Origin of the sequence: Quisquiliibacterium transsilvanicum (genome assembly GCF_014202215.1) — a bacterium.
GTDB classification, from domain to species: Bacteria; Pseudomonadota; Gammaproteobacteria; order Burkholderiales; family Burkholderiaceae_E; genus Quisquiliibacterium; species Quisquiliibacterium transsilvanicum.
Genome location: NZ_JACHGB010000005.1, coordinates 24,903 through 44,717 on the forward strand (window position 1 = coordinate 24,903; position 19,815 = coordinate 44,717).

Below are 19,815 nucleotides of genomic sequence, written 5' to 3' on the forward strand. Positions count from 1 at the left end.
TCTTCACCTCACTTCACCACCTGGAGCCAGACCATGGACGAGAACACGATCAACAAGGATCAGATCCTGGCCGACATGCGCGTGGTCGTCGGCGACCTCGAGTCGATGCTGAAGGCCACCGCCAATTCGGCCGACGCCGACGTGCGCGCACTGAGCGAGCGCCTGCGCGACCGCCTCTCGGTCGCCAAGTCCCGCCTGCTCGACGCCGAGCACGCGATGCTCGAACGCGGCCGCCAGCTGGCCCGCACCACCGACGACTACGTTCACCAGCACCCCTGGTCGGCGATCGGCGCCGCCGCAGGCATCGGCCTGCTGCTGGGCGTCGTCATCTCCCGCCGCTGAACTGCGTGCCTCTGGCCGCCCTGCGTCTCATGCGCAAGGACTAAGCGATGTTCGCGCGCTTGCGCCGCGCGGGCGTAGGGGTTGCCGCGCTTGCCGGCCTCCGGGTCGAACTGTTCGCGCTCGAGCTGCGCGAACAGTTCGAACAGTGGCTCAAGGTCGCGGTTTTCGCGGTGGCGGCCATCGTGCTCGGCTGCATCGGACTGGGGTTCGTTGCGGTGTTCGTCACCGTTGCCTTCTGGGACAAGAATCCGCTGGTGGCGCTCGGCATCTTCGCGGGGCTCTTCCTCTTCGGCGCGGTCATCTGCGCGCAGCGGATCTCGGCGGGGCTATCGAAGGCGCCCACCGCGTTCTCGGCCACGATCGCCGAGTTCCGCCGCGATGTAGAGACCCTGGACCCCGGTGCCGCGCCTGCGCCCCCCGTATCGTCCACTGGCGAGGCGCCCCTGCCTTCGGCAGCCTTCCGGGATCTGCCATGAGCGCCGAGGAAGTCCCGCCCGGCGATTCCCTGGCTGCGCGCAAGGCCGCGCTGGTCGCGGCATCCGCGAAGGCCCGGCAGGACCTCCGCAGCCAGCTTTCGGCCCGCGCGGTCAGCGAGTCACCCGCAGTCCGGCTGCTGTCGACGGCCGGTTCGCTGCTCCGCGAGCCGCTGGTGCTGGGGGTGATCGCGGTCGGCCTGCTGGCGATCGGTCCGCGGCGGCTGTTCCGCCTCGTCCGCTGGGGCGTGGTGGTGCTGCCGCTGCACCCGCTGGGCCGGCGCCTGATCCCCGTGCTCGGCGCGCGGCTGATGGCGGCGCTCGACGAGCGCCCGCGGCCGCGGAGCCGCTGAGCGCGGCGCCCGCCGCCGCCGGCGCGCACCCGAACCGATCCGCGCGAATCCGCGCCACCGCCGCCCCCGGCCCCGCATGCCCCAGGCCCCCCTCAAGCGCTGCACCCTCTACGACACCGCGGAAGTCGGGGCGCTTCTCGACGACATGGCGCGCCGCGCAGCGGCGCTGCTCGCCGGCCGTGACGCGGTGATCGTCGGCATCCTGCGGCGCGGCGCGCCGCTCGCCGCCCTGCTGCGCGAGCGGCTGGAGCGCGACCACGGAATCGCCGGGCTGCCGTCCTTCGACGTGAAGATCCAGCGCTACTCGGACGATCTCCGCCTGCTGCACCCCGAGACCCTGCTCACCGAGGACCCTGCCCACGCCGGCCTGGATCTTGCCGGACGCTGCGTGCTGCTGGTCGACGACGTGCTCTACCGCGGACATTCGCTGCTGCGCGCCCTCGACTGGGCGGCGCGGCGCGGCGCCGCCGAAGTCCGGGTGGCGGTGCTCGCCGACCGCAACGTGAACGTGCTGCCGGTGCACGCGGACATCGTCGGGGCCCACCTGCAGCTGGCCCCCGACGATGTGGTCGAGTGCCACGTTCCGCCCTACGAATCCGAACTGTCCGTCGAGCTGGTGCGCCCGAGGCGCTAGAGGCGCCGTCGGTTCCGGACGCACCGCCCCGCCTCCAGGAAAAACCGCCATGCGCTTTCGCGACCGGATCGACGCCGCCGCCCACCTCGCTGGGGCGCTCGGCTCATGGCGGGGCAGCCATCCGCTGGTGCTGGCGATCCCGCGCGGCGCGGTGCCCATGGGCAGGGCGATCGCCGACGCGCTCCACGGCGACTTCGACGTGGTGCTGGTCCGCAAGCTGGGCGCCCCCTTCTCACCCGAGTTCGCAGTGGGCGCGGTCGACGAGACCGGCTGGGTCTACCTCGCTCCGCATGCGCGCCAGGCCGGCGCCGGCGCGGACTACATCGAGCGCGAACGCACGGAGCAGCTGCGCACGCTGCGCAGGCGGCGCAGCGCGTACACCCCGCACCGAGCACCCATCGACCCCGCGGGACGCGTCGTCATCGTCGTGGACGACGGGCTGGCCACTGGAGCCACGATGATCGCGGCGCTGCACGCCGTGCGCGCCCGCGGCCCGGCCCGGCTGGTCTGCGCGGTTCCGGTGGCCGCTCCGGACAGCCTGGAGGCGGTGCGCCCGCTCGCCGACGACGTGATCTGCCTCTACGCCCCCGAGGATTTCGACGCCGTGGGCCGCTTCTACGAGGACTTCGGGCAGATCGAGGACGACGAGGTGATCCGGATCTTGTCCCGGCCGCCGCAGGCGGCGCCGGCCTGAGCGCACCGAGGGCACCGCTCCGGGCCGCTCCGGGCCGGTCCCGATGCGGAACCCCGCAGCGGAGATGCCAATGCACACCGAAGGCCACGAGGCGCCGATCGACGAGACGCTGCGGCTGCCCGCAGCGGGCGCCATGCTCGAGGGACGGCTGCAGGCGCCGCCGTCCGCCCGCGGCATCGTGCTCTTCGCGCACGGCAGCGGCTCATCGCGGCACTCGCCGCGCAACCGCTACGTGGCATCGGTACTGCAGTCCCGCGGCATCGGCACGCTGCTGGTGGACCTGCTGACGCCGGAAGAGGATCTCGTGCGCGAGAACCGCTTCGACATCGACCTGCTCTCCCGCCGGCCCGGCGAGGCCGCGGACGGGCTGCGCGTGCTGCCGCCGTGCGCGGGCTTGCCGCTGGGCCTGTTCGGCGCCAGCACGGGCGCAGCTTCCGCGCTGCGCCTGGCCGCGCGTCCCGCAGCCGGCATCGCGGCGGTCGTGTCGCGCGGCGGCCGGCCGGACCTCGCCGGGGCGCCGGCGCTGCGGGCGGTGCGCGCCCCGGTGCTGCTGATCGTCGGCGGCCTCGATGAAGAGGTCCTCGAGCTGAATCGGGCGGCATGGGCGGAGCTGCGCTGCGATCGGCGGCTCGAGATCGTCCCTGGCGCCACGCATCTCTTCGAGGAGCCCGGCACGCTGGAGCGCGCTGCGGCCCTTGCCGCGGACTGGTTCGGACGGCATTTCGAGCAAGCGTTGCCGTGCCGGGGCGATCGGACGAAGCGGGGCACAATACCGCACCCGAACCACAAGGAGGAGAGACGATGAATGAATTGCATTTCGCGCCCGGGGCCTGCTCGTTCGTGCCGCACGTGGCACTCGAGCTGGTCAGGGCCGCCACCGGCGAGGACTTCGCGCCGAGACTCGTCAAGCTGCACAAGGGCGAGCACTTGACGCCCGAGTACCTGGCGCTCAACCCGGACGGCCAGGTGCCGCTGCTGGTGGCGGACGGACGGCCGCTCAGCCAGGTGGTCGCGATCTGCGACTGGCTCGACCGCCAGTACCCGGCCGCCGGCCTCCTGCCCGCCGACCCCTGGACGCGCGCGCAGGCGATGTCGGTGCTGGCCTGGATGAACAACACCGTGCATCCGACCTTCACCCACGTCTTCATGCCCCACAAGTTCGCCGACGGCGAGCTGAGCCACGCCGAACTCAAGCGCTTCAACGCTGAGCGCTACCGCAGCCTGCTGGAGCGCATCCAGTCGCTGGTCGAGCGCGGCGCGCCGTGGCTGTTCGGCGAGCGCGTCGGCGTGGTCGACGCCTACGCGCTGACGCTGCTGCGCTGGGGCGGCATGGCGAAGATCGACCCCGATTCGCTGCCCGCCTACAAGGCCTACGTCGACCGGCTCGCTGCGACCCCCGCAGTCGCTGCCGCGCTCGAGCGCGAGCGGCTGCCGCTGCACACCTTCAAGAAGGACTGAGCCGCCCGCCCGCCAGGCTCCGGAACGCTGACGACAGTCGATGACGCCCCCGAACCCGCTCGCCGCGCTGCAGACCTCGCCCTGGGCCTACCCGGCCCTGGAGGCTGCGCACATTGCCGGGATCGCGGTGCTGTTCGGCAGCCTGCTGCTGTTCGAGCTGCGGGTGCTCGGCCTCGGGCGCACGATCGAGACCGGCGCGCTGGCGCGGCTGGCGCTGCCGGTGTCGGTCGCCGGCTTCGCGCTGGCCGCGCTGACCGGCCTGACGATGTTCGCCACGCAGCCGCAGGATCTGCTGCCGAACCCCGCGTTCAGGCTCAAGATGCTGCTGCTGATGCTGGCCGGCGCCAATGCCGGCTGGTTCCATGCGCGCGGATCGCTGGTCCGCGCCGATGCGATCGCAAGGGTGCAGGCGCTGGCGTCGGCCGGCCTCTGGCTCTCGGTCATCGTCTGCGGGCGCGCGATCGCCTACGTCTGAACACCCGGGCCCCGGCTGCGGTCCGCCCGGGACACGTCGAGGAGGACCTGATGGAACGACGTTCGATGATCGCCGCGCTGGGCGCGCTGTCCGCAGCCGCCGGCCCCCTGGCCGCGCTGCTGGCCGCTGCCCCGCGCCCCGCCGCAGCCCACCACGGCTGGAGCAGCTTCGACCCCGGCCGCCCGCTCTACCTGGCCGGCCGCGTCACCGCGGTGCGCTGGCGCAACCCCCATGCCGAGTTCGAAATCGAAGTAGCCCCCGGGCTCGAACTTCCCGCCGGCCTCGCACAGCGCGAGGTTCCGGCGCAGGCCGCGCCGCTGGACGCGCGGGACCTCCTCGGCAGAACCCGGCTGCCAATGCGGGCCGAAGGACGCTGGACGATCGAACTCGCGCCGCTGACCCGGATGAGCGCCTGGTCGGTCGAGCCGCTGCGCGAAGGCGAGACAGTGGAGGTGGTCGGCTACACCCTCGCCGGCGAGCGCGGCGAGAAGGTCATGCGCGCCGAGTGGCTGTTCCGCGGCGGCAAGACGTACGGGCTGCGCTCCTCCCCGGCCGGCTGAGCGGCCGGCCTGGACCCGCAGCCAGGCAGCCTCCTCGCGCTTGGACCGGAGGCCGGGACCTGCCTCGCGAGGCAAGCCCGGCCGGCCATCCTCAGCCGCAGATCGCCCGGCGGGCCTCGTCGTATTCGCGGCGCAGCCGTGCCACCACGTCGCCGGTGGAGTCGATCGACTTCACCGCGCCGATGCCCTGGCCGCAGCCCCAGATGTCCTTCCAGGCCTTGACCGGCTTCTCCGAACCGAAGTTCATGGTCTTCAGGTCGCCCTCGGGCAGGTTGTCGGGGTCGAGCCCGGCGCGGCGCACCGACTCCCTCAGGTAGTTGCCGTGCACGCCGGTGAAGAGGTTCGAGTAGACGATGTCGTCGGCGCCACTGTCGACGATCATCTGCTTGTAGCCCTCGGCGGCGTTCGCCTCTTTGGTGGCGATGAAGGTGGAGCCCATGTACGCCAGGTCCGCGCCCATCGCCTGGGCGGCGAGGATGGCGCGCCCGGTGGCGATCGCGCCGGACAGCAGCAGCGGCCCGTCGAACCACTCGCGGATCTCCTCGATCAGCGCGAAGGGCGACTGCCGGCCGGCGTGCCCGCCGGCGCCGGAGGCCACTGCGATCAGGCCGTCGGCGCCCTTCTCGATCGCCTTCTTCGCGAAGCGGTTGTCGATGATGTCGTGCAGCGTGATGCCGCCGTAGGAGTGCACCGCGTCGTTGAGCTCCGGCCGCGCGCCCAGCGAGGTGATGATGATCGGCACCTTGTACTTCACGCACATCTGGACGTCGTGGTCGAGACGGTCATTGGACTTGTGGACGATCTGGTTGACCGCGAACGGCGCGCTCGGTGCCTCCGGATGCGCCGCGTCGTACTCGGCCAGTTCCGTGGTGATGCGGATCAGCCACTCCTCCAGCTGGGCCGCGGGACGCGCGTTCAGCGCCGGGAAGGAGCCGACGATGCCGGCCTTGCACTGGGCGATCACCAGCTCGGGGCCGGAGATGATGAACAGCGGAGAACCGACGACAGGCAGGCGCAGGCGGTCGCGGAGGATGGGGGGCAGGCTCATGGGGTGGCTCTCTGGCCGGGCGGCCGGCAAGGCGTGGAAAAACCGCAGACGTTACGCGGGCGCCGCCCCCGGCGTCAACTGCGCCGCGCCGGAAACCGGGCCCCTCCGGCGCCGGTCCGGTGGCGGCGCTGCGGTATCCTCGCTGCGTCGCGTGATCCACCAATAGAGGAGACAAGAGAGTGCATCCGTATGTCCATGCGCAGTCCACTCCGGACAAGCCCGCGCTGATCTTTGCCAGCACCGGCCAGGCCGTCACCTTCCGCGAGCTCGACGAGCGCTCCAACCAGGTTGCGCACCTGTTCCGGTCGCTCGGGCTGGTCGCTGGCGACCGGATCGCCATCCTGCTCGAGAACCACCCGCGCTACTTCGAGCTGTGCTGGGGCGCGCAGCGCTCCGGCATCATCTACACGGCGATGAGCACCCGCCTCACCTCGGCCGAGGCGGCCTACATCGCCTCCGACTGCGGCGCCAAGCTGGTGGTCAGCTCCAAGGCAATGGAGAAGACCGCCGTGCAGCTGCGCGGCGAGGCCCCCGGCGTCAGGCACTGGCTGATGATCGACGGCACCGCCGACGGCTACGCGTCCTGGGAAGCCGCGGTCTCGGCCCAGCCCACGACCCGCATCGCCGACGAATCCGCCGGCACCGACATGCTCTACTCGAGCGGCACCACCGGCCGGCCCAAGGGCGTGTTCGTGCCGCCCGACTCGCCCGCGATCGACGCCACCAATCCGCTGATCGAGGTGTCGCGCAACGTCTACGGGCTCACGCCGGACAGCATCTACCTGTCGCCGGCGCCGCTCTACCACGCCGCGCCGCTGCGCTTCACGATGACCGTGCAGCGCCTGGGCGGCACGGTGGTGGTGATGGAGCACTTCGATCCTGAGCAGTACCTGCAGCTGGTCGAGAAGTACAAGGTCACCCACTCGCAGCTGGTGCCCACGATGTTCGTGCGCATGCTCAAGCTGCCCGAGGAGGTCCGCCGCAAGTACGACCTCTCCACGCTGCGCTGCGCGATCCATGCGGCGGCGCCCTGCCCGGTGCCGGTCAAGCAGCAGATGATCGACTGGTGGGGCCCGATCATCTGGGAGTACTACGCCGGCACCGAAGGCAACGGCATGACGATGATCGACTCGGCCAACTGGCTGACCCACAAGGGCACGGTGGGCCGCGCGGTGATCGGCAAGCTGAAGATCTGCGACGACGAGACCGGCGCGGAGCTCCCGGTCGGCAAGGTCGGCACCGTCTTTTTCGCCGACGGCCGCCCGTTCTCGTACCACAACGACCCCGAGAAGACCGCCGGCTCCACCAACGCCAAGGGCTGGACCACGCTGGGTGACGTCGGCTACGTGGACGAGGAAGGCTACCTCTACCTCACGGACCGCAAGGCCTACATGATCATCTCGGGCGGGGTGAACATCTACCCGCAGGAGGCCGAGAACGTGCTGATCACCCACCCGAAGGTGGCGGACTGCGCGGTGCTCGGCGTGCCGAACGAGGAGTTCGGCGAAGAAGTGAAGGCGGTGGTGCAGCCCCGCGACATGGCCGACGCCGGCCCGGAGCTGGAGCAGGAGCTCATCGCCTTCTGCCGCCAGCACCTGTCGGCGATCAAGTGCCCGAAGACCATCGACTTCGACGCCGAGCTGCCGCGCCATCCCACCGGCAAGCTCTACAAGCGGCTGCTCAAGGACCGCTACTGGTCGGGGCACACGACGAAGATCGTCTGAGGGCTGCGCGGCCCGCGCAACGCCGCGGGCGCCGGAGGGCTCAGCGCCCGCCCGGTTGCCCCGGCGCGCCAAGCTCGCGCGTCCTGTATTCGCGCAGCACCCCGCCGCCCTCCACGCTGCCACTGACCGAGCCTGCGCCGCTCATGCGCGACAGGCAGTCGCGGCGGTCATCGCCCTGCAGCATGCGGCAGCGGGCGAGGCTGTTCTCGCGATGGTCGGCCGCGCCGTCATTCAGCGCGCCTTCCAGGGCCTGCGCGCGGGCGGCCCCGGCCTCCCTCAGGCAGGCCGCGCGGTCCTGGTCCGCCCCCAGCCGTTCGCAGACGGCCCGCTCCTGCAGGTAACGCTCCTCCACCGCCGCGCGGTCCGGGGCGGCGAGGACGGATGCCGCGCCCGCGAGCAGGGTCGCCGCGGCCGCCAGGCGCAGCCACCGAAGCCCGCGCCGGCCCGCAGCGTCCTGTGTGGTCGTCGATGCATTCATCGATCAGTCCTCCGTCAGGAAGGTGCGCCGCAGGTCGATCGAATCGCGCACGCCGACGCTTGCCAGATCCGCCTCCAGCCAGGCCGAGGCGACCTGCCGCCCGCGCTCATGAAGATCGCGCAGGAAGGGCATCGCGGTGTTGGCCTTGCTGTCGACCCCGAGTTCGGTCAGCGCCCCGTCGGCTCGCACCACGTGGACCAGCACGTCCTTGAGCCTGCCACGATAGGCGGGCCTGAGCCAGTCCTCGCGCAGCAGTTTCTGCGCGAAGGCGATCGCGCGCATCTCGGCGATCAGCGCGGCGTTGAAGGTGATCTCGTTGAGGCGGTCGGCGATGTCGCCTGGCCGTCGCGGCACGGTATCCCGCGCCAGCGGGTTGACCATCACCAGCAGCAGGTCGCGCGTGCCGCACTCGTAGAAAAAGGGGAACAGCGGCGGATCGGCCAGGAAGCCGCCGTCCCAGTAGTGCTCGCCCTCGATCTCCACGGCCTGGAAGACGGTGGGCAGGCAGGACGACGCGAGCAGCACGTCGGCGCTCATCTCGGCCGAGCGGAACACCCTGACGTGACCGGTGCGCACGCTCGTCGCCGCGACGAAGAGACGCAGCGGGCTGGCCGCGCGCAGCCGCTCGAAATCGATGTGCGCGTCGAGGATGCTGCGCAAGGGATTCAGGTTCACCGGGTTGAACTGGTAGGGCGACAGGGTGCGCGCGATCAGGTCTGCCCATGGGCCGAGCAGCGCTGCGCCGAACAGGCTGCCGTTGCTGCCCACTGCGCCCCAGAAGCGCTCCAGCGCGGCGCGCGCGCCGTCGCGGCCGTCCTCGGCCCAGCCGTGCGCCAGCACCGCGGCGTTCATCGCACCCGCACTCGCGCCGGACACACCCTCGAAGGACAGCCTGCCGTCCTCGAGCAGCCGGTCGAGCACGCCCCAGGTGAAGGCGCCATGCGAGCCGCCGCCCTGCAGCGCGAGGTTCACCGTGGGCTGCGCCGCCTTCGCCGCTCTTGCCATGGCGCGGCTCAGACCGGCGTACGCATGGTCACCAGCTCCTCGGCCGCGCTGGGATGCACGGCGACGGTCTGGTCGAACTGCCGCTTGGTGGCGCCCATCTTCAGCGGGATCGCCGCCAGCTGGATCATTTCGGCCGCGTCCGGGCCGCACAGGTGGACGCCGAGCACGCGGTCGGTGTCGCGCTCGACGATCAGCTTCATCAGCATGCGTTCAGGCCGCTCCGCGAGCACGTTGCTCATCGGGCGGAACGTGCTCCGGTAGACGTCGACGTTGGCGTGCCGCGCGCGCGCCTGCGTCTCGGTGAGCCCCACCGCGCCGATCTCGGGCGTGGAGAACACTGCCACCGGCACGTCCCGGTGATCGCAGGACCACGGCTTGCCGCCGAACTCGGTGTCGGCGAAGGCATGGCCTTCGCGGATCGCCACCGGCGTGAGCGCCACGCGCCCGGTCACGTCGCCCACCGCCCAGACGCTGGGCGCGCTGGTGCGCGAATCGTCACCGACGCGGATCGCGCCGCGCTCGTCCAGCTCGACGCCGGCATGCTCCAGGCCCAGGCCCTGCACGTTGGGCACGCGGCCGGTGGCCAGCATGACGAGATCGGTGTCGATGGCCTCGCCGCCATCCATCTCCAGCCGGTAGCCCGCGCCCGCGCGCGCGATCGACGCGATGGTCTGCTTGGTGCGGATCTCGATGCCCGCCTCCCGCATCGCCCCCGCCAGGTGGCGCCGCAGGTCCTCGTCGAAGCCGCGCAGGATCAGCTCGCCGCGATAGACCAGGGTCACGCTGACGCCGAGGCGCTGCAGCAGGCAGGCGAACTCGACCGCGATGAAGCCGCCGCCCTCGATGACCATGCGCCGCGGCAGCTCGGGGAGGTCGAAGATCTCGTTGGAAGTGATCGCGAGATCCGCGCCCGGGATGGGCGGGCGCATCGGCGTGCCGCCGGTGGCGATCAGGATGCGCTGCGCGCGCACCTTCTCTCCGGTGGACAGCAGGCGTACCGTGCCAGGTCCCTCCAGGACCGCGCGCGACTCGACCACCCGCACCCCGGCGTTGACCAGGTTGGTGCGATAGATCTCTTCGAGCCGGCCGATCTCACGATCCTTGGCGGCCCGCAGCGCCGACCAGTCGAAGCTGACCCCGGCCAGCGTCCAGCCATAGGCGGAAGCACGATCGAATTCGTCGGCAAGCCGGCTGGCGAGGACCAGCAGCTTCTTCGGCACGCAGCCGCGGATCACGCAGGTGCCGCCGTAGCGGTATTCCTCGGCGAGCACCACCCTGGCACCGTGGCCCGCGGCGATGCGCGCGGCGCGCACCCCGCCCGAGCCGCCGCCGATCACGAACAGGTCACAGGTTTCGGACATTCGAGGCTTCCTTCGTTTTTTTCGCGCCGGCCGGGGCCGGCAGTTCTTCATCGGGGGACACCGCGGACGAATCCTGCTTCAGGGCCGCCCGGACCGCCTCCAGGAAGGCGTCGACGCGCGCCGGCGTCAAGCGCCGGCCCGGGGTCACGCCCCAGACGGTCATCGTCGGCAACCGCCAGTCCGGCAGCACCCGCTCCAGCCGCCCGCTGGCCAGCAGCGGCGCGGCCTGCCGCTCGGACAGGCCGGCGATGCCCATGCCGCGTGCGGCGAGCTCGCGCAACAGGCCGATCGAATTGGCGGCAAGCGGACCCGAGGGCAGCACCTCGCAGCGCTCCGCCCCGCTGGCCAGTCGCCAGGGCTGCACCTCGCCGCCACTGACGATCAGCCGCAGGCCGGCGTGCGACGGGAGCTCCTGCGGCGAGACCGGTCGCCCGGCGCGTTCGAGGTAGTCCGGGCTGGCATACAGTCCGTAGCCGAGGTCCGCGATGCGACGGGCCACCAGCGTGGCATCGTCCGGCAGGCGCGCGGCGACGCGCACCGCGAGGTCGAAGCGCTCGGCCACCAGGTCCGCGCGCCGCGGCGACAGGTCCAGCTCCACCCGGACTTCCGGATGCACGGCCACGAAGCCCGGCAGCAGCGCGGGCAGGTTCAGCTCGTCGAAGTCCGGCGGCAGCGACACCCGGAGCGTGCCGCGGGGCGCAGCCTGCCGATGCTGCGCCAGCGCGTGGGCGGCCTCGGTTTCCTCCAGCAGCCGGCGGGCATGGTCGAGGATGCGCTCGCCGAACTCGGTGATCGCCAGCTGCCGCGTGGTGCGGGTGAGCAGACGCTCGCCGAGGCCGGCTTCCAGCGCGGCGATGCGGCGCGACACCGTGGACTTCGGCAGCCCGCAGCGCTGCGCGGCGCGCGAGAAGCTGCCCGCCTCCATCACGCAGGCGAACAGCAGCAGGTCGTTGGCGTCCGGAAGCCCCTCGGAAGCTGCTGCCGGTGTCGCCGCTGGTGCCGCCGTCGATGCCGTCGCCATTGTTCCTCTCATGGACCAATGATATCCGATCGAAGGACTTATCTGAACGCCCTGGAACAAATAGACTCTCTCCATCGATCACGGGCCCCCCGGGATCATCCACCCGATTCGGAGAAGTGACCATGAAGATCCTGCAGATCAATGCCAGCGCCCGCAGCGAAGGCGCCAATTCCACCCGCCTGGCCGACGCGGTCACCGCGCGGCTGAAGGCTCTGAACCCCGGCGCCGACGTCGAAGTCCGCGACCTCGCCCGCAACCCCCACCCGATCATCGACGAAGCCGCGCTGGGCGCGCTGTTCACGCCCGCCGCCGACCGCACGCCCGAGCAGGCTGCGCGCGTCGCGCTGGACGACGCAATGATCGCGCAGCTGCAGTCCGCCGACGCGATCGTGCTGGGCGTGCCCATGTACAACTTCGGCACCCCGGTGCAGCTGAAGGCCTGGGTCGACGCGATCGCACGCGCCGGCGTCACTTTCCGCTACACCGAGTCGGGCCCCGAGGGCCTGGTCAAGGGCAAGAAGGTCTACGTGGCGCTGGCGCGCGGCGGCCGCTACCGCGGCACCGACGCGGACGCGCAGGTGCCCTGGCTCAAGACCGTGCTCGGCTTCCTCGGCATGACCGACATCGAGTTCGTCTACGCCGAGGGCCTGGCGATGGGCGAAGATTCGACAACGCGCGCCTTCGCCGAAGCGCAGGAGCAGATCGACGCGCTGGCGGCCTGAGCGCGATCACCACTGCGGGGCGCGCCGCAACGGCGGCCCCCGCAGCCCCGAGGCCGGACAACGGAGACCAGGCATGACCGCATCCATCGACCACACCAAGCCCCTGACGCGCCGCGTGGAGCGTCTGGTCCTCGGCCAGGCCACCTCGGACGGTGCGGGCGTGCGCCTGACGCGCGTGCTCACCCAGGACCTGCAGCGCAGGCTCGATCCCTTCCTGATGCTCGACGCCTTCCGCAACGAGAATCCGGAGGACTACATCGGCGGCTTCCCGGATCACCCGCACCGCGGCTTCGAGACGGTCACCTACATGATCGCCGGCCGCATGCGCCACCATGACAGCGCCGGCAACGAAGGCCTGCTGGGCCCCGGCGGCGCGCAGTGGATGACCGCCGGCAGCGGGCTGATTCACTCGGAGCTTCCCGAGCAGGAAGAGGGGCTGATGGAGGGCTTCCAGCTCTGGGTGAACCTTCCGGCAAAGAGCAAGATGAGCGCGCCGGGCTATCGCGACCTCCCTTCGTCGGCGATCCCGGAACTGCGCACGCCCGACGGCGTGCTGGTGCGGGCGATCGCCGGCGAGAGCCACGGCACGCGCGGCGCGGTGCAGCGCCCCGACACCGAGCCGCTGCTGCTCGACGTGCACCTGCCTGCCGGGACCCGCTTCTTCCAGGCGCTGCCCGCCGGGAACAACGCGTTCACCTACACCTACCGCGGCCGGGTCCGGATCGGTGACACCGAGGCGCCCGACCGCCACATGGCGATCCTGGCCAACGATGACGGCGAGGGGATCTCCGTCGAAGCCGGCGGAGAGGAAGCGCGGCTGCTGATCGTGGCGGGCCGGCCGCTGCGCGAGCCGATCGCGCAGTACGGCCCCTTCGTGATGAACACGCGGGCCGAGCTCGAGCGCGCCTTCGCCGACTACCAGCGGGGCGCCTTCCAGGCGGCGCGCGTGCAGGCGCTGTGATGCTCCCCTCCAGCCCCGCCGCCCAGCGCAACAAGGCGCCCATCCTCGAGGTGCTGCAGCGGGTGCTGCCGCCCGCCGCAGCGGTGCTGGAGATCGCCTCGGGCACCGGCCAGCACGCGGCGCACTTCGCCGCGGCGCAACCCGGCTGGCGCTGGCAGCCCAGCGACGCCGATCCGGGCGCCACGGCGGCGATCGACGCCTGGTGCGGCTCGCTTGCCAACGTCGCCCCGGCGCTCGCGCTCGACGTGCTGCAGCCCGACTGGCCGGTGGCGCACGGATCGCTCGACGCCGTCTTCTGCGCCAACATGCTGCACATCTCCCCCTGGGCAAGCTGCAGCGCGCTGATGCGCGGCGCGGCGCGCCACCTCGCGCCCGGCGGGGTTCTGGTCACCTACGGCCCCTACCTGGTCGACGGCGAGCCGACCGCGCCGGGCAACCTCGCCTTCGACGCCGACCTGCGCTCGCGCAACCCTGCATGGGGACTGAGGCTGCTCGCGGACGTCGTCGCGCAGGCGGCCGCGGCGGGCCTGGTCTTCGAGGAGCGGGTGCGGATGCCCGCCAACAACCTGGTGCTGGTGTTCCGCAAGCCTGGCGCCTGAGGCACTTGCGCCGGCGACGCCTTCCGGCGAGACTGGGCCGGCCCCCGTCAACTCGCCTGAACGCGCAAGGAAGCACCGCATGAAGATCGAGAACGTCCAGGAATTCCTGATGACCACAGGGATCGACCTCGCACTGAAGGTGCTGGCGGCGATCGCCTTCTGGATCATCGGCCGCTGGCTGATCGGCAAGGTCGTCCGGCTGATCCAGGCTGCGATGGGACGCAACAACGTCGACCCCACCCTGACCAAGTACGTGGGCTCGATCATCGCCGTGGCGCTGAACATCGCCCTGGTGCTCGGCATCCTCGGCTACTTCGGCATCCAGACGACCTCGATCGCAGCGATGCTCGCCGGCGCCGGCGTGGCCGTGGGCGTGGCCTGGAGCGGCCTGCTCGCGCATTTCGCGGCGGGCGCCTTCCTGCTGGTGCTGCGGCCCTTCAAGGTCGGCGACTTCATCAGCGCGGGCGGCACCGTCGGCACCGTGCAGGAGATCGGCCTGTTCGCCACCACCATCATCACGCCCGACAACGTGCTGACCGTGGTGGGCAACAACAAGCTCTTCTCCGACAACATCCAGAACTTCTCCGCGCTGCCGGTGCGCCGCGTCGAACGGATCGCGCAGCTGGCCAACGGGGTCGACCCGCTGGATGCCATCGCCCGCCTGAAGGCCGCGGTCGCCACCATCCCGAACGTGGCAACCGACCCCGCGCCGGAAATCACGCTGCTCGACTTCCGCCTCGAAGGGCCGCAGATCGCAGTGCGTCCGTATACGCACACCGATCACTACTGGCAGGTCTGGTTCGACACCAACGAGGCCATCGCCCGCGTGGGCGCGGAAGCCGGCTGGCCTGCGCCGGCCTCCTCGCACCGGGTGCAGCAGCTACCCGCCTGAGCGGTGGCCGCTGGGCCGCACTGCGGTCCAGCGGCCGGCGGCAAGGCCACCGCCCGGCCGGCCGCCTCCGCCGCGGCCCGCGTAGGAATTGTCCGACACCGCCACCCGGCCCTGCCCGATGGACGGCCGCCGCCCGAGGGCCCAGCATCGGGGTTCGGATCCCTTCCAGCCCAGAACGCCCGCCCCAGTGTCCAGCCTGCGCACCTTCATCGTGGAAGACAGCCCCGTCATCCGCGAAAACCTCACTGCCGCCCTCGAAGAGCTCGGTCCGGTGCGGGTGATCGGCTGCGCCGAGGACGAGGCGGGTGCGATCGGCTGGCTGCGCCGCTGCAAGGACGACTGCGAACTGGTCATCGTCGACCTGTTCCTGAAGCAAGGCTCCGGGCTCGGGGTGCTGGCGGCGGCCCGCAGGCTAGGCGGCGGCCCCAGCCTGGTGGTGCTCAGCAACCATGCAACCCCGGAAATGCGCAGGCGCTGCCTCGCGCTTGGCGCGGACCGCGTGTTCGACAAATCCAACGACATCGATTCGCTGATCGACTACTGCGAGCTGCTGGCGAGCGGTCGCCGCGGATGAGCCGCGTCCGCCTACCGGATGAGGCCGTTCTTCAGGGCGTAGTAGGTGAGGTCGCTGTTGGACGACAGGCGCATCTTCTCCAGCAGCCGGGTCCGGTAGGTGCTCACCGTCTTGACGCTCAGCGACATTCCCAGCGCGATCTGACCGATGGCCTCGCCCTGCGCCAGCCGCAGGAACACCTGGAACTCGCGCTCGGAGAGCTGCTCATGGGGCGGCCTCTCCACGTTCACCAGCCCCTCCGCGAGCAGTTCAGCCAGCGCCCGCGTCACGTACCTGCGGCCCTGGTGGACGACGCGGATCGCATCGACGATCTCCTGCGGGTCGCACTCCTTGTTCAGGTAACCGCTGGCCCCATGCCGCAGCAATGCCGTCGCATAGTGCGCCTCGGGAAAACCGCTGAGGATCAGCACCGGCAGTTCGGGGGCGCGCGCACGGATCGCGATCAGCGCGTCCACGCCGCCCTGGCCCGGCATCGAGAGGTCCATCACCAGCACGTCGAACCCGCCCGCGCGGACCAGGTCGAGCGCAGCCCGGCCGTCGGCGGCCTCCGCGACCACCTCGAGGTCGATCTGCTCGGCGAGGAACTGCCGCAGCCCTGCGCGCACGATGGCGTGGTCATCGACGATGGCGACGCGGATCATCTGGCTCGTTCGACGTGAAGAATCGCTGGAGAGTGTAGATGAAAGCCTGGCAAAGCCTCATGCAGGCGCTGCTGCGCCGCGCCCCGCTGGCCTTCGCCGCGGCGGTGCTGGCCGGGCTCACGCTGCTCGCGATCAGCGAGTTCGCCTACCGGCACTCGTCGCGGACGATGGAGACGCTTGGCGGCTATGGGGCCGCGCGCGTGAACGTCGAGCGGATCCTCAAGCGCGTGCTCGAGGCGGAGAGCGGCCAGCGCGGCTACCTGCTCACCGGACGCGCCGAGTACCTCGCGCCGCTGCGCACCGCCTCCCGCGAGGTGGAGCAGCGCATTGGCGAGCTCGAGGCGCACTACTACGGCGACGCCCAGCTCACTGCCGCGGTGCGCGACCTGGAGGACCAGGTCAGGATGCGGCTCTCCGAGATCGAGACCGTGCTCCAGCTCCGCGAGGAGGGGCGCGATGAGAGCTGGAAGGCGCTGCTGGACGCGGGCATCGGCAGGGAGCGGATGGAGCAGGTCGCGCGGATCACCACACGGCTGTTCGAGCTGGAATCGGCCCGAATCGCCGAGGGCCGCAAGACCGTGTTCGACACCCTGTTCCTGAACCGCGCCGGCGTGCTGGCGATGACCGCGATCAGCCTGCTCGCGCTCTTCCTCTACCTGCGCCAGAGTCTCGCGCTGGAGGCCCAGCGCGAGGAGAACCGCCGGCAGGCGCTGGCCGAGCGGGACCGGCTGGAAGTCGAGGTCCGGCGGCGCACCCGCCAGCTCACCGGGCTGACCCAGCACCTGCAGACAGTGCGCGAGGACGAGCGCTCGCGGCTGGCGCGGGAGCTGCACGACGAGCTCGGCGCGCTGCTGACGGCCGCCAAGCTGGACGCTGCCCGCATCCGCTCCCGCCTCGGCAGCGGCGCGCCGGAGGCGCTCGAACGGCTCGCCCACCTGGTGGAGACGCTCAACCAGGGCATCGCGCTGAAGCGTCGCATCATCGAGGACCTGCACCCCTCGTCGCTGACCAACCTGGGACTTGTGCCGGCGCTCGAAGTGCTCGCACGCGAGTTCGGCGAACGCGCCGGGATCGCCATCAACTGCGCCGCCGAGCCGGTTCAGCTCAAGCCGGCCGACCAGCTCACCGCCTTCCGCCTGGTCCAGGAGGCGCTCACCAACGTGGCCCGCCACGCGCATGCGAAGACGGTGGACATCTCGCTGGCGGCGCGCGGCGCCCGAGTGGAACTTGAGGTGCATGATGACGGCCGGGGCTTCGACACCGCGCGTCAGCCGGAGAGCGCGCACGGCCTGACCGGAATGCGCTACCGCGTCGAGGCCTCGGGGGGCGAACTGGACATCGTGTCCGCACCGGGCCGCGGCACCAGGATCCGCGCCTGGCTGCCGGCCGGCCCGGACGACGCCGAAGCCGCCCGCGCCGAAACCTGACGGCGCCGCTGTCGGCGCATTCCTACACGCACCGGCGCCACCCGCCTACGTCAGCACCGCCGGCGCTCCCATGTGCGCCGGACGCCGCTGCGCCTACGATGGACCCATCGCAGCCTTGCCGCTGCGTCATCCAGAACCACGGGGCCCGCAGGCCCCCTCCAGGAGAAACTGACATGCTTCACTATGCCGTCGTATTCTTCGTCATCGCGCTGATCGCCGCCGTCCTGGGCTTCGGCGGGATCGCCGCCGGCGCGGCGGGAATCGCCAAGATTCTGTTCTTCGTGTTCGTCGTGCTGGCCGTGGGAAGCTTCCTGGTCGGCGCGCTGAAGCGAGGCTGAGTTCACACCGCACACACACAGACACACAAGGGAGACACACCATGACCAAGAACCGAATCGCCATCGCCGCCATCGCCTCCGCCCTCTCGCTGGGCGTCCTCTCCGGCTGCGCGGTCAGCCGCGGACAGTCCACGATGGGCGAGTACATCGACGACGCCGCCATCACCACCGCGGTGAAAGCGCGCTTCGTCGAGAGCAAGGAAGTCGCCGCCTCCTCGATCAGCGTCGAGACCCTCAACGGCACGGTGCTGCTGTCGGGCTTCGCCAAGAGCGCCAACGAGCGCATCGCCGCCGAACGCCTCGCCCGCGAAGCCAAGGGCGTGAAGTCGGTGCGCAACGAGATCGTCGTCCGTCCCTGACCCTGCGCCGGGCGGGGTCCGAAACCCGGGCCCCGCCCGCGCCCCGCGCGGATGCGCGGCGATATAGTGGGCGGCCCGACCGCCTACCGGATCGTCGACGATGTCCGCGCCCGCTCCCCTGCCTGCTTCTCCCCTTCCCGCTCTCCCCCTTTCACTTCCCGCACAGGCCGCCCGCCTGTCGCTGACCGGCCTGCTGCTGCAGCAGGCCGCGCGCACGCCTGAGCGCATCGCACTCGAATCCGGCGAACGCAAGTTCACCTACAGCGAGCTGCACGAGCGCGCAACGTGCCTGGCCGATGCGCTGCGCCTGCACGGGCTGGCACAGGGCGATCGCGTTGCAGTGCTCTCCGAGAACCGCACCGAGTACGTGGAGCTCGAGCTGGCCGCGGCGCGACTGGGCATCATCCTCGCCTGCCAGAACTGGCGGCAGTCCGACGAGGAGCTGGAGCACTGCATCCGTCTGGTATCGCCGAAGCTGCTGGTGCACTCGGCGCGCAACGCCGAGACCGCCAGGCGCATCGAGCACCGCGTGCCTGAAACCCTGGAGATCGAGACCGGCTTCGATGCCCTGCTGGCCGCTGGCCGCCCCGATGCCCGCTTCGACGAGGCAGACCCCGAGAGCGGCCTGATCATCCTCTACACCAGCGGCACCACCGGCATGCCCAAGGGCGCGCTGATCAGCCAGCGGGCAATGGTGGCGCGCGCGATGGTGGCGCGCTTCGACAGCCCGCTTCAGCCTGGCGATGCCTTCGTCGCCTGGGGCCCGCTGTTCCACATGGTCTCCACGGACTCGGTCTACGGCACCCTGATGCACGGCGGCAAGGTGATCGTGATGGACGGGCTCGACGTGCCCGAGCTGGTGCAGGTGGCCGCGCGCGAGTTCGTCGGCCACTTCACGCTGATGCCCGGAATGATCGACCGCGTGATCGAGGAGATCGAGCGCACCGGCCTCAAACCGAAGGGCGCCCGCACCATCGGCGCGATGGCCGACCTGGTGCCGCTCGACCAGATCGCCAAGGTGACCCGGCTGTTCAACGCCCCCTACAAGAACTCGTTCGGCTCCACCGAGACCGGCGGACCGCCGGCCGGGCGCGGCGTGATTCCGGTCGGCGAGATCCCGCAGCGGCTTTCCAAGCTGCAGAACTCGTTCTGCGAGATCCGGCTGGTGGACGAGGACGACAACGAGGTGCCAGACGGCCAGCCCGGCGAGCTCGCCTTCCGCGGCCCCACGCTCTTCTCCGGCTACTGGGCCAACGACAAGGCCAACGCGGAGGACTTCCGCGGCGGCTGGTTCCACATGGGCGACGTCTTCGTGCGCAATCCGGACGGCACGCTGGACTTCGTCGACCGCAGGAAGTACCTGATCAAGACCGGCGGCGAGAACGTCTACCCGGCCGAGATCGAGCGCGTGCTGCTGGCCAGCGAGCGCATCGCCGAGGCGGTGGTGGTGCGCCGCCCGGACCCGAAGTGGGGCGAGGCGCCGGTGGTCTTCGTCGCGAAGGTGGACGACACGCTGACCGCCGACGAGGTCAAGGCGCTGTGCCGCGGCCGGATCGCCGGCTACAAGGTGCCCAGGGACGTGGTGTTCATCGGACTGGACGAGTTCCCGCGCAGCGCCACGGGCAAGGTGAAACGGCACGAGCTGGAGGAGCGGGTGCCGCGCGCCGGGGGTTGAA

Annotated in this window: 25 protein-coding genes; 19 read left to right on the plus strand and 6 right to left on the minus strand. The window is 71.1% G+C overall.

The window, feature by feature from the left end:
* The first annotated feature begins 33 nt into the window (after window positions 1-33).
* The 9 genes from HNQ70_RS12550 (at window position 34) to HNQ70_RS12590 (ending at window position 4,989) form a co-directional block, all read left to right on the plus strand.
* Entirely contained in the window at window positions 34-342 is a 309-nt protein-coding gene (locus HNQ70_RS12550; protein ID WP_183968102.1) for an ElaB/YgaM/YqjD family protein, read from the plus strand.
* Window positions 343-389: 47 nt separating this feature from the next.
* Window positions 390-818 (plus strand): phage holin family protein, encoded by a 429-nt coding sequence (locus HNQ70_RS12555; RefSeq protein ID WP_183968104.1) that lies wholly within the window; start codon window positions 390-392, stop codon window positions 816-818.
* Window positions 815-1,168, plus strand: coding sequence for a hypothetical protein (locus tag HNQ70_RS12560; RefSeq protein WP_183968106.1), 354 nt, complete (start codon window positions 815-817; stop codon window positions 1,166-1,168). Before HNQ70_RS12555 ends, HNQ70_RS12560 begins: the two co-directional genes overlap by 4 nt.
* A 76-nt stretch (window positions 1,169-1,244) precedes the next feature.
* Complete coding sequence (locus tag HNQ70_RS12565) at window positions 1,245-1,802, plus strand: phosphoribosyltransferase family protein (protein WP_183968108.1); 558 nt, start codon at window positions 1,245-1,247, stop codon at window positions 1,800-1,802.
* Between the two features lie 49 nt (window positions 1,803-1,851).
* Window positions 1,852-2,496, plus strand: a complete 645-nt coding sequence (locus HNQ70_RS12570; protein ID WP_183968110.1) for a phosphoribosyltransferase — start codon at window positions 1,852-1,854, stop codon at window positions 2,494-2,496.
* A gap of 70 nt (window positions 2,497-2,566) precedes the next feature.
* Complete coding sequence (locus HNQ70_RS12575) at window positions 2,567-3,301, plus strand: dienelactone hydrolase family protein (RefSeq protein WP_183968112.1); 735 nt, start codon at window positions 2,567-2,569, stop codon at window positions 3,299-3,301.
* Entirely contained in the window at window positions 3,298-3,954 is a 657-nt protein-coding gene (locus HNQ70_RS12580) for a glutathione S-transferase family protein (RefSeq protein ID WP_183968113.1), read from the plus strand. Before HNQ70_RS12575 ends, HNQ70_RS12580 begins: the two co-directional genes overlap by 4 nt.
* A 40-nt stretch (window positions 3,955-3,994) precedes the next feature.
* The gene (locus HNQ70_RS12585; protein ID WP_183968116.1) at window positions 3,995-4,429 is read left to right on the plus strand and encodes a hypothetical protein; all 435 of its coding nucleotides are present in this window, start codon (window positions 3,995-3,997) and stop codon (window positions 4,427-4,429) included.
* Between the two features lie 50 nt (window positions 4,430-4,479).
* The gene (locus tag HNQ70_RS12590; protein WP_183968117.1) at window positions 4,480-4,989 is read left to right on the plus strand and encodes a DUF6152 family protein; all 510 of its coding nucleotides are present in this window, start codon (window positions 4,480-4,482) and stop codon (window positions 4,987-4,989) included.
* A gap of 91 nt (window positions 4,990-5,080) precedes the next feature.
* Here the strand turns inward: HNQ70_RS12590 and HNQ70_RS12595 are convergent, their stop codons facing one another.
* Window positions 5,081-6,037 carry an NAD(P)H-dependent flavin oxidoreductase gene (locus HNQ70_RS12595; RefSeq protein ID WP_183968120.1) on the minus strand — a complete coding sequence of 319 codons (957 nt, stop codon included), beginning with the start codon at window positions 6,035-6,037 and terminating at the stop codon, window positions 5,081-5,083.
* Between the two features lie 179 nt (window positions 6,038-6,216).
* Here HNQ70_RS12595 and HNQ70_RS12600 point away from each other — a divergent pair, with 179 nt between their 5' ends.
* Window positions 6,217-7,761, plus strand: a complete 1,545-nt coding sequence (locus HNQ70_RS12600; RefSeq protein ID WP_183968122.1) for an AMP-binding protein — start codon at window positions 6,217-6,219, stop codon at window positions 7,759-7,761.
* A 40-nt stretch (window positions 7,762-7,801) separates the two neighbouring features.
* Here HNQ70_RS12600 and HNQ70_RS12605 read toward each other — a convergent pair whose 3' ends face one another.
* From HNQ70_RS12605 to HNQ70_RS12620, 4 genes are read right to left on the minus strand one after another with little or no spacing between them, the layout of a single operon-like run.
* Complete coding sequence (locus HNQ70_RS12605) at window positions 7,802-8,239, minus strand: hypothetical protein (protein WP_183968124.1); 438 nt, start codon at window positions 8,237-8,239, stop codon at window positions 7,802-7,804.
* Between the two features lie 3 nt (window positions 8,240-8,242).
* Window positions 8,243-9,244 carry a patatin-like phospholipase family protein gene (locus HNQ70_RS12610; RefSeq protein ID WP_183968125.1) on the minus strand — a complete coding sequence of 334 codons (1,002 nt, stop codon included), beginning with the start codon at window positions 9,242-9,244 and terminating at the stop codon, window positions 8,243-8,245.
* 8 nt (window positions 9,245-9,252) lie between these two features.
* Window positions 9,253-10,605 (minus strand): glutathione-disulfide reductase, encoded by a 1,353-nt coding sequence (gene gor, locus HNQ70_RS12615; protein WP_183968127.1) that lies wholly within the window; start codon window positions 10,603-10,605, stop codon window positions 9,253-9,255.
* A complete protein-coding gene (locus HNQ70_RS12620; protein ID WP_183968129.1) occupies window positions 10,589-11,626 on the minus strand; it encodes a LysR family transcriptional regulator in 1,038 nt (345 codons plus the stop codon). Before HNQ70_RS12620 ends, gor begins: the two co-directional genes overlap by 17 nt.
* 122 nt (window positions 11,627-11,748) lie before the next feature.
* Here HNQ70_RS12620 and HNQ70_RS12625 point away from each other — a divergent pair, with 122 nt between their 5' ends.
* The 5 genes from HNQ70_RS12625 (at window position 11,749) to HNQ70_RS12645 (ending at window position 15,374) form a co-directional block, all read left to right on the plus strand.
* Window positions 11,749-12,348, plus strand: coding sequence for an FMN-dependent NADH-azoreductase (locus HNQ70_RS12625; RefSeq protein ID WP_183968131.1), 600 nt, complete (start codon window positions 11,749-11,751; stop codon window positions 12,346-12,348).
* A gap of 73 nt (window positions 12,349-12,421) precedes the next feature.
* Window positions 12,422-13,309, plus strand: a complete 888-nt coding sequence (locus tag HNQ70_RS12630; RefSeq protein ID WP_183968133.1) for a pirin family protein — start codon at window positions 12,422-12,424, stop codon at window positions 13,307-13,309.
* Entirely contained in the window at window positions 13,309-13,908 is a 600-nt protein-coding gene (locus tag HNQ70_RS12635; RefSeq protein WP_183968135.1) for a DUF938 domain-containing protein, read from the plus strand. Before HNQ70_RS12630 ends, HNQ70_RS12635 begins: the two co-directional genes overlap by 1 nt.
* A gap of 79 nt (window positions 13,909-13,987) precedes the next feature.
* Window positions 13,988-14,800 carry a mechanosensitive ion channel family protein gene (locus tag HNQ70_RS12640; protein WP_183968137.1) on the plus strand — a complete coding sequence of 271 codons (813 nt, stop codon included), beginning with the start codon at window positions 13,988-13,990 and terminating at the stop codon, window positions 14,798-14,800.
* A gap of 187 nt (window positions 14,801-14,987) precedes the next feature.
* A complete protein-coding gene (locus HNQ70_RS12645) occupies window positions 14,988-15,374 on the plus strand; it encodes a response regulator (RefSeq protein ID WP_343060772.1) in 387 nt (128 codons plus the stop codon).
* A gap of 11 nt (window positions 15,375-15,385) precedes the next feature.
* On the opposite strand, the gene HNQ70_RS12650 is transcribed toward HNQ70_RS12645, so the two are convergent.
* Complete coding sequence (locus HNQ70_RS12650) at window positions 15,386-16,015, minus strand: response regulator (RefSeq protein WP_183968139.1); 630 nt, start codon at window positions 16,013-16,015, stop codon at window positions 15,386-15,388.
* A gap of 38 nt (window positions 16,016-16,053) precedes the next feature.
* Between HNQ70_RS12650 and HNQ70_RS12655 the strand changes: the two genes are divergently transcribed.
* From HNQ70_RS12655 to HNQ70_RS12670, 4 genes are all read left to right on the plus strand, one after another.
* Entirely contained in the window at window positions 16,054-17,442 is a 1,389-nt protein-coding gene (locus HNQ70_RS12655; protein ID WP_246434953.1) for a CHASE3 domain-containing protein, read from the plus strand.
* Window positions 17,443-17,615: 173 nt separating this feature from the next.
* Window positions 17,616-17,780 carry a DUF1328 domain-containing protein gene (locus HNQ70_RS12660; RefSeq protein ID WP_183968141.1) on the plus strand — a complete coding sequence of 55 codons (165 nt, stop codon included), beginning with the start codon at window positions 17,616-17,618 and terminating at the stop codon, window positions 17,778-17,780.
* Between the two features lie 41 nt (window positions 17,781-17,821).
* Window positions 17,822-18,139 carry a BON domain-containing protein gene (locus tag HNQ70_RS12665; RefSeq protein ID WP_183968143.1) on the plus strand — a complete coding sequence of 106 codons (318 nt, stop codon included), beginning with the start codon at window positions 17,822-17,824 and terminating at the stop codon, window positions 18,137-18,139.
* A gap of 100 nt (window positions 18,140-18,239) precedes the next feature.
* Window positions 18,240-19,814, plus strand: coding sequence for a class I adenylate-forming enzyme family protein (locus HNQ70_RS12670; protein ID WP_183968145.1), 1,575 nt, complete (start codon window positions 18,240-18,242; stop codon window positions 19,812-19,814).
* Window position 19,815 lies beyond the last annotated feature (1 nt).

Excerpts from the sequence above, each read along its gene's own strand:
- HNQ70_RS12550 (WP_183968102.1), top strand. The coding sequence starts at position 34 with ATGGACGAGAACACGATCAACAAGGATCAGATCCTGGCCGACATGCGC.
- HNQ70_RS12555 (WP_183968104.1), top strand. The coding sequence starts at position 390 with ATGTTCGCGCGCTTGCGCCGCGCGGGCGTAGGGGTTGCCGCGCTTGCC.
- HNQ70_RS12560 (WP_183968106.1), top strand. The coding sequence starts at position 815 with ATGAGCGCCGAGGAAGTCCCGCCCGGCGATTCCCTGGCTGCGCGCAAG.
- HNQ70_RS12565 (WP_183968108.1), top strand. The coding sequence starts at position 1,245 with ATGCCCCAGGCCCCCCTCAAGCGCTGCACCCTCTACGACACCGCGGAA.
- HNQ70_RS12570 (WP_183968110.1), top strand. The coding sequence starts at position 1,852 with ATGCGCTTTCGCGACCGGATCGACGCCGCCGCCCACCTCGCTGGGGCG.
- HNQ70_RS12575 (WP_183968112.1), top strand. The coding sequence starts at position 2,567 with ATGCACACCGAAGGCCACGAGGCGCCGATCGACGAGACGCTGCGGCTG.
- HNQ70_RS12580 (WP_183968113.1), top strand. The coding sequence starts at position 3,298 with ATGAATGAATTGCATTTCGCGCCCGGGGCCTGCTCGTTCGTGCCGCAC.
- HNQ70_RS12585 (WP_183968116.1), top strand. The coding sequence starts at position 3,995 with ATGACGCCCCCGAACCCGCTCGCCGCGCTGCAGACCTCGCCCTGGGCC.
- HNQ70_RS12590 (WP_183968117.1), top strand. The coding sequence starts at position 4,480 with ATGGAACGACGTTCGATGATCGCCGCGCTGGGCGCGCTGTCCGCAGCC.
- HNQ70_RS12595 (WP_183968120.1), bottom strand. The coding sequence starts at position 6,037 with ATGAGCCTGCCCCCCATCCTCCGCGACCGCCTGCGCCTGCCTGTCGTC.
- HNQ70_RS12605 (WP_183968124.1), bottom strand. The coding sequence starts at position 8,239 with ATGAATGCATCGACGACCACACAGGACGCTGCGGGCCGGCGCGGGCTT.
- HNQ70_RS12610 (WP_183968125.1), bottom strand. The coding sequence starts at position 9,244 with ATGGCAAGAGCGGCGAAGGCGGCGCAGCCCACGGTGAACCTCGCGCTG.
- gor (WP_183968127.1), bottom strand. The coding sequence starts at position 10,605 with ATGTCCGAAACCTGTGACCTGTTCGTGATCGGCGGCGGCTCGGGCGGG.
- HNQ70_RS12620 (WP_183968129.1), bottom strand. The coding sequence starts at position 11,626 with ATGGCGACGGCATCGACGGCGGCACCAGCGGCGACACCGGCAGCAGCT.
- HNQ70_RS12625 (WP_183968131.1), top strand. The coding sequence starts at position 11,749 with ATGAAGATCCTGCAGATCAATGCCAGCGCCCGCAGCGAAGGCGCCAAT.
- HNQ70_RS12630 (WP_183968133.1), top strand. The coding sequence starts at position 12,422 with ATGACCGCATCCATCGACCACACCAAGCCCCTGACGCGCCGCGTGGAG.
- HNQ70_RS12635 (WP_183968135.1), top strand. The coding sequence starts at position 13,309 with ATGCTCCCCTCCAGCCCCGCCGCCCAGCGCAACAAGGCGCCCATCCTC.
- HNQ70_RS12640 (WP_183968137.1), top strand. The coding sequence starts at position 13,988 with ATGAAGATCGAGAACGTCCAGGAATTCCTGATGACCACAGGGATCGAC.
- HNQ70_RS12650 (WP_183968139.1), bottom strand. The coding sequence starts at position 16,015 with ATGATCCGCGTCGCCATCGTCGATGACCACGCCATCGTGCGCGCAGGG.
- HNQ70_RS12655 (WP_246434953.1), top strand. The coding sequence starts at position 16,054 with ATGAAAGCCTGGCAAAGCCTCATGCAGGCGCTGCTGCGCCGCGCCCCG.
- HNQ70_RS12660 (WP_183968141.1), top strand. The coding sequence starts at position 17,616 with ATGCTTCACTATGCCGTCGTATTCTTCGTCATCGCGCTGATCGCCGCC.
- HNQ70_RS12665 (WP_183968143.1), top strand. The coding sequence starts at position 17,822 with ATGACCAAGAACCGAATCGCCATCGCCGCCATCGCCTCCGCCCTCTCG.
- HNQ70_RS12670 (WP_183968145.1), top strand. The coding sequence starts at position 18,240 with ATGTCCGCGCCCGCTCCCCTGCCTGCTTCTCCCCTTCCCGCTCTCCCC.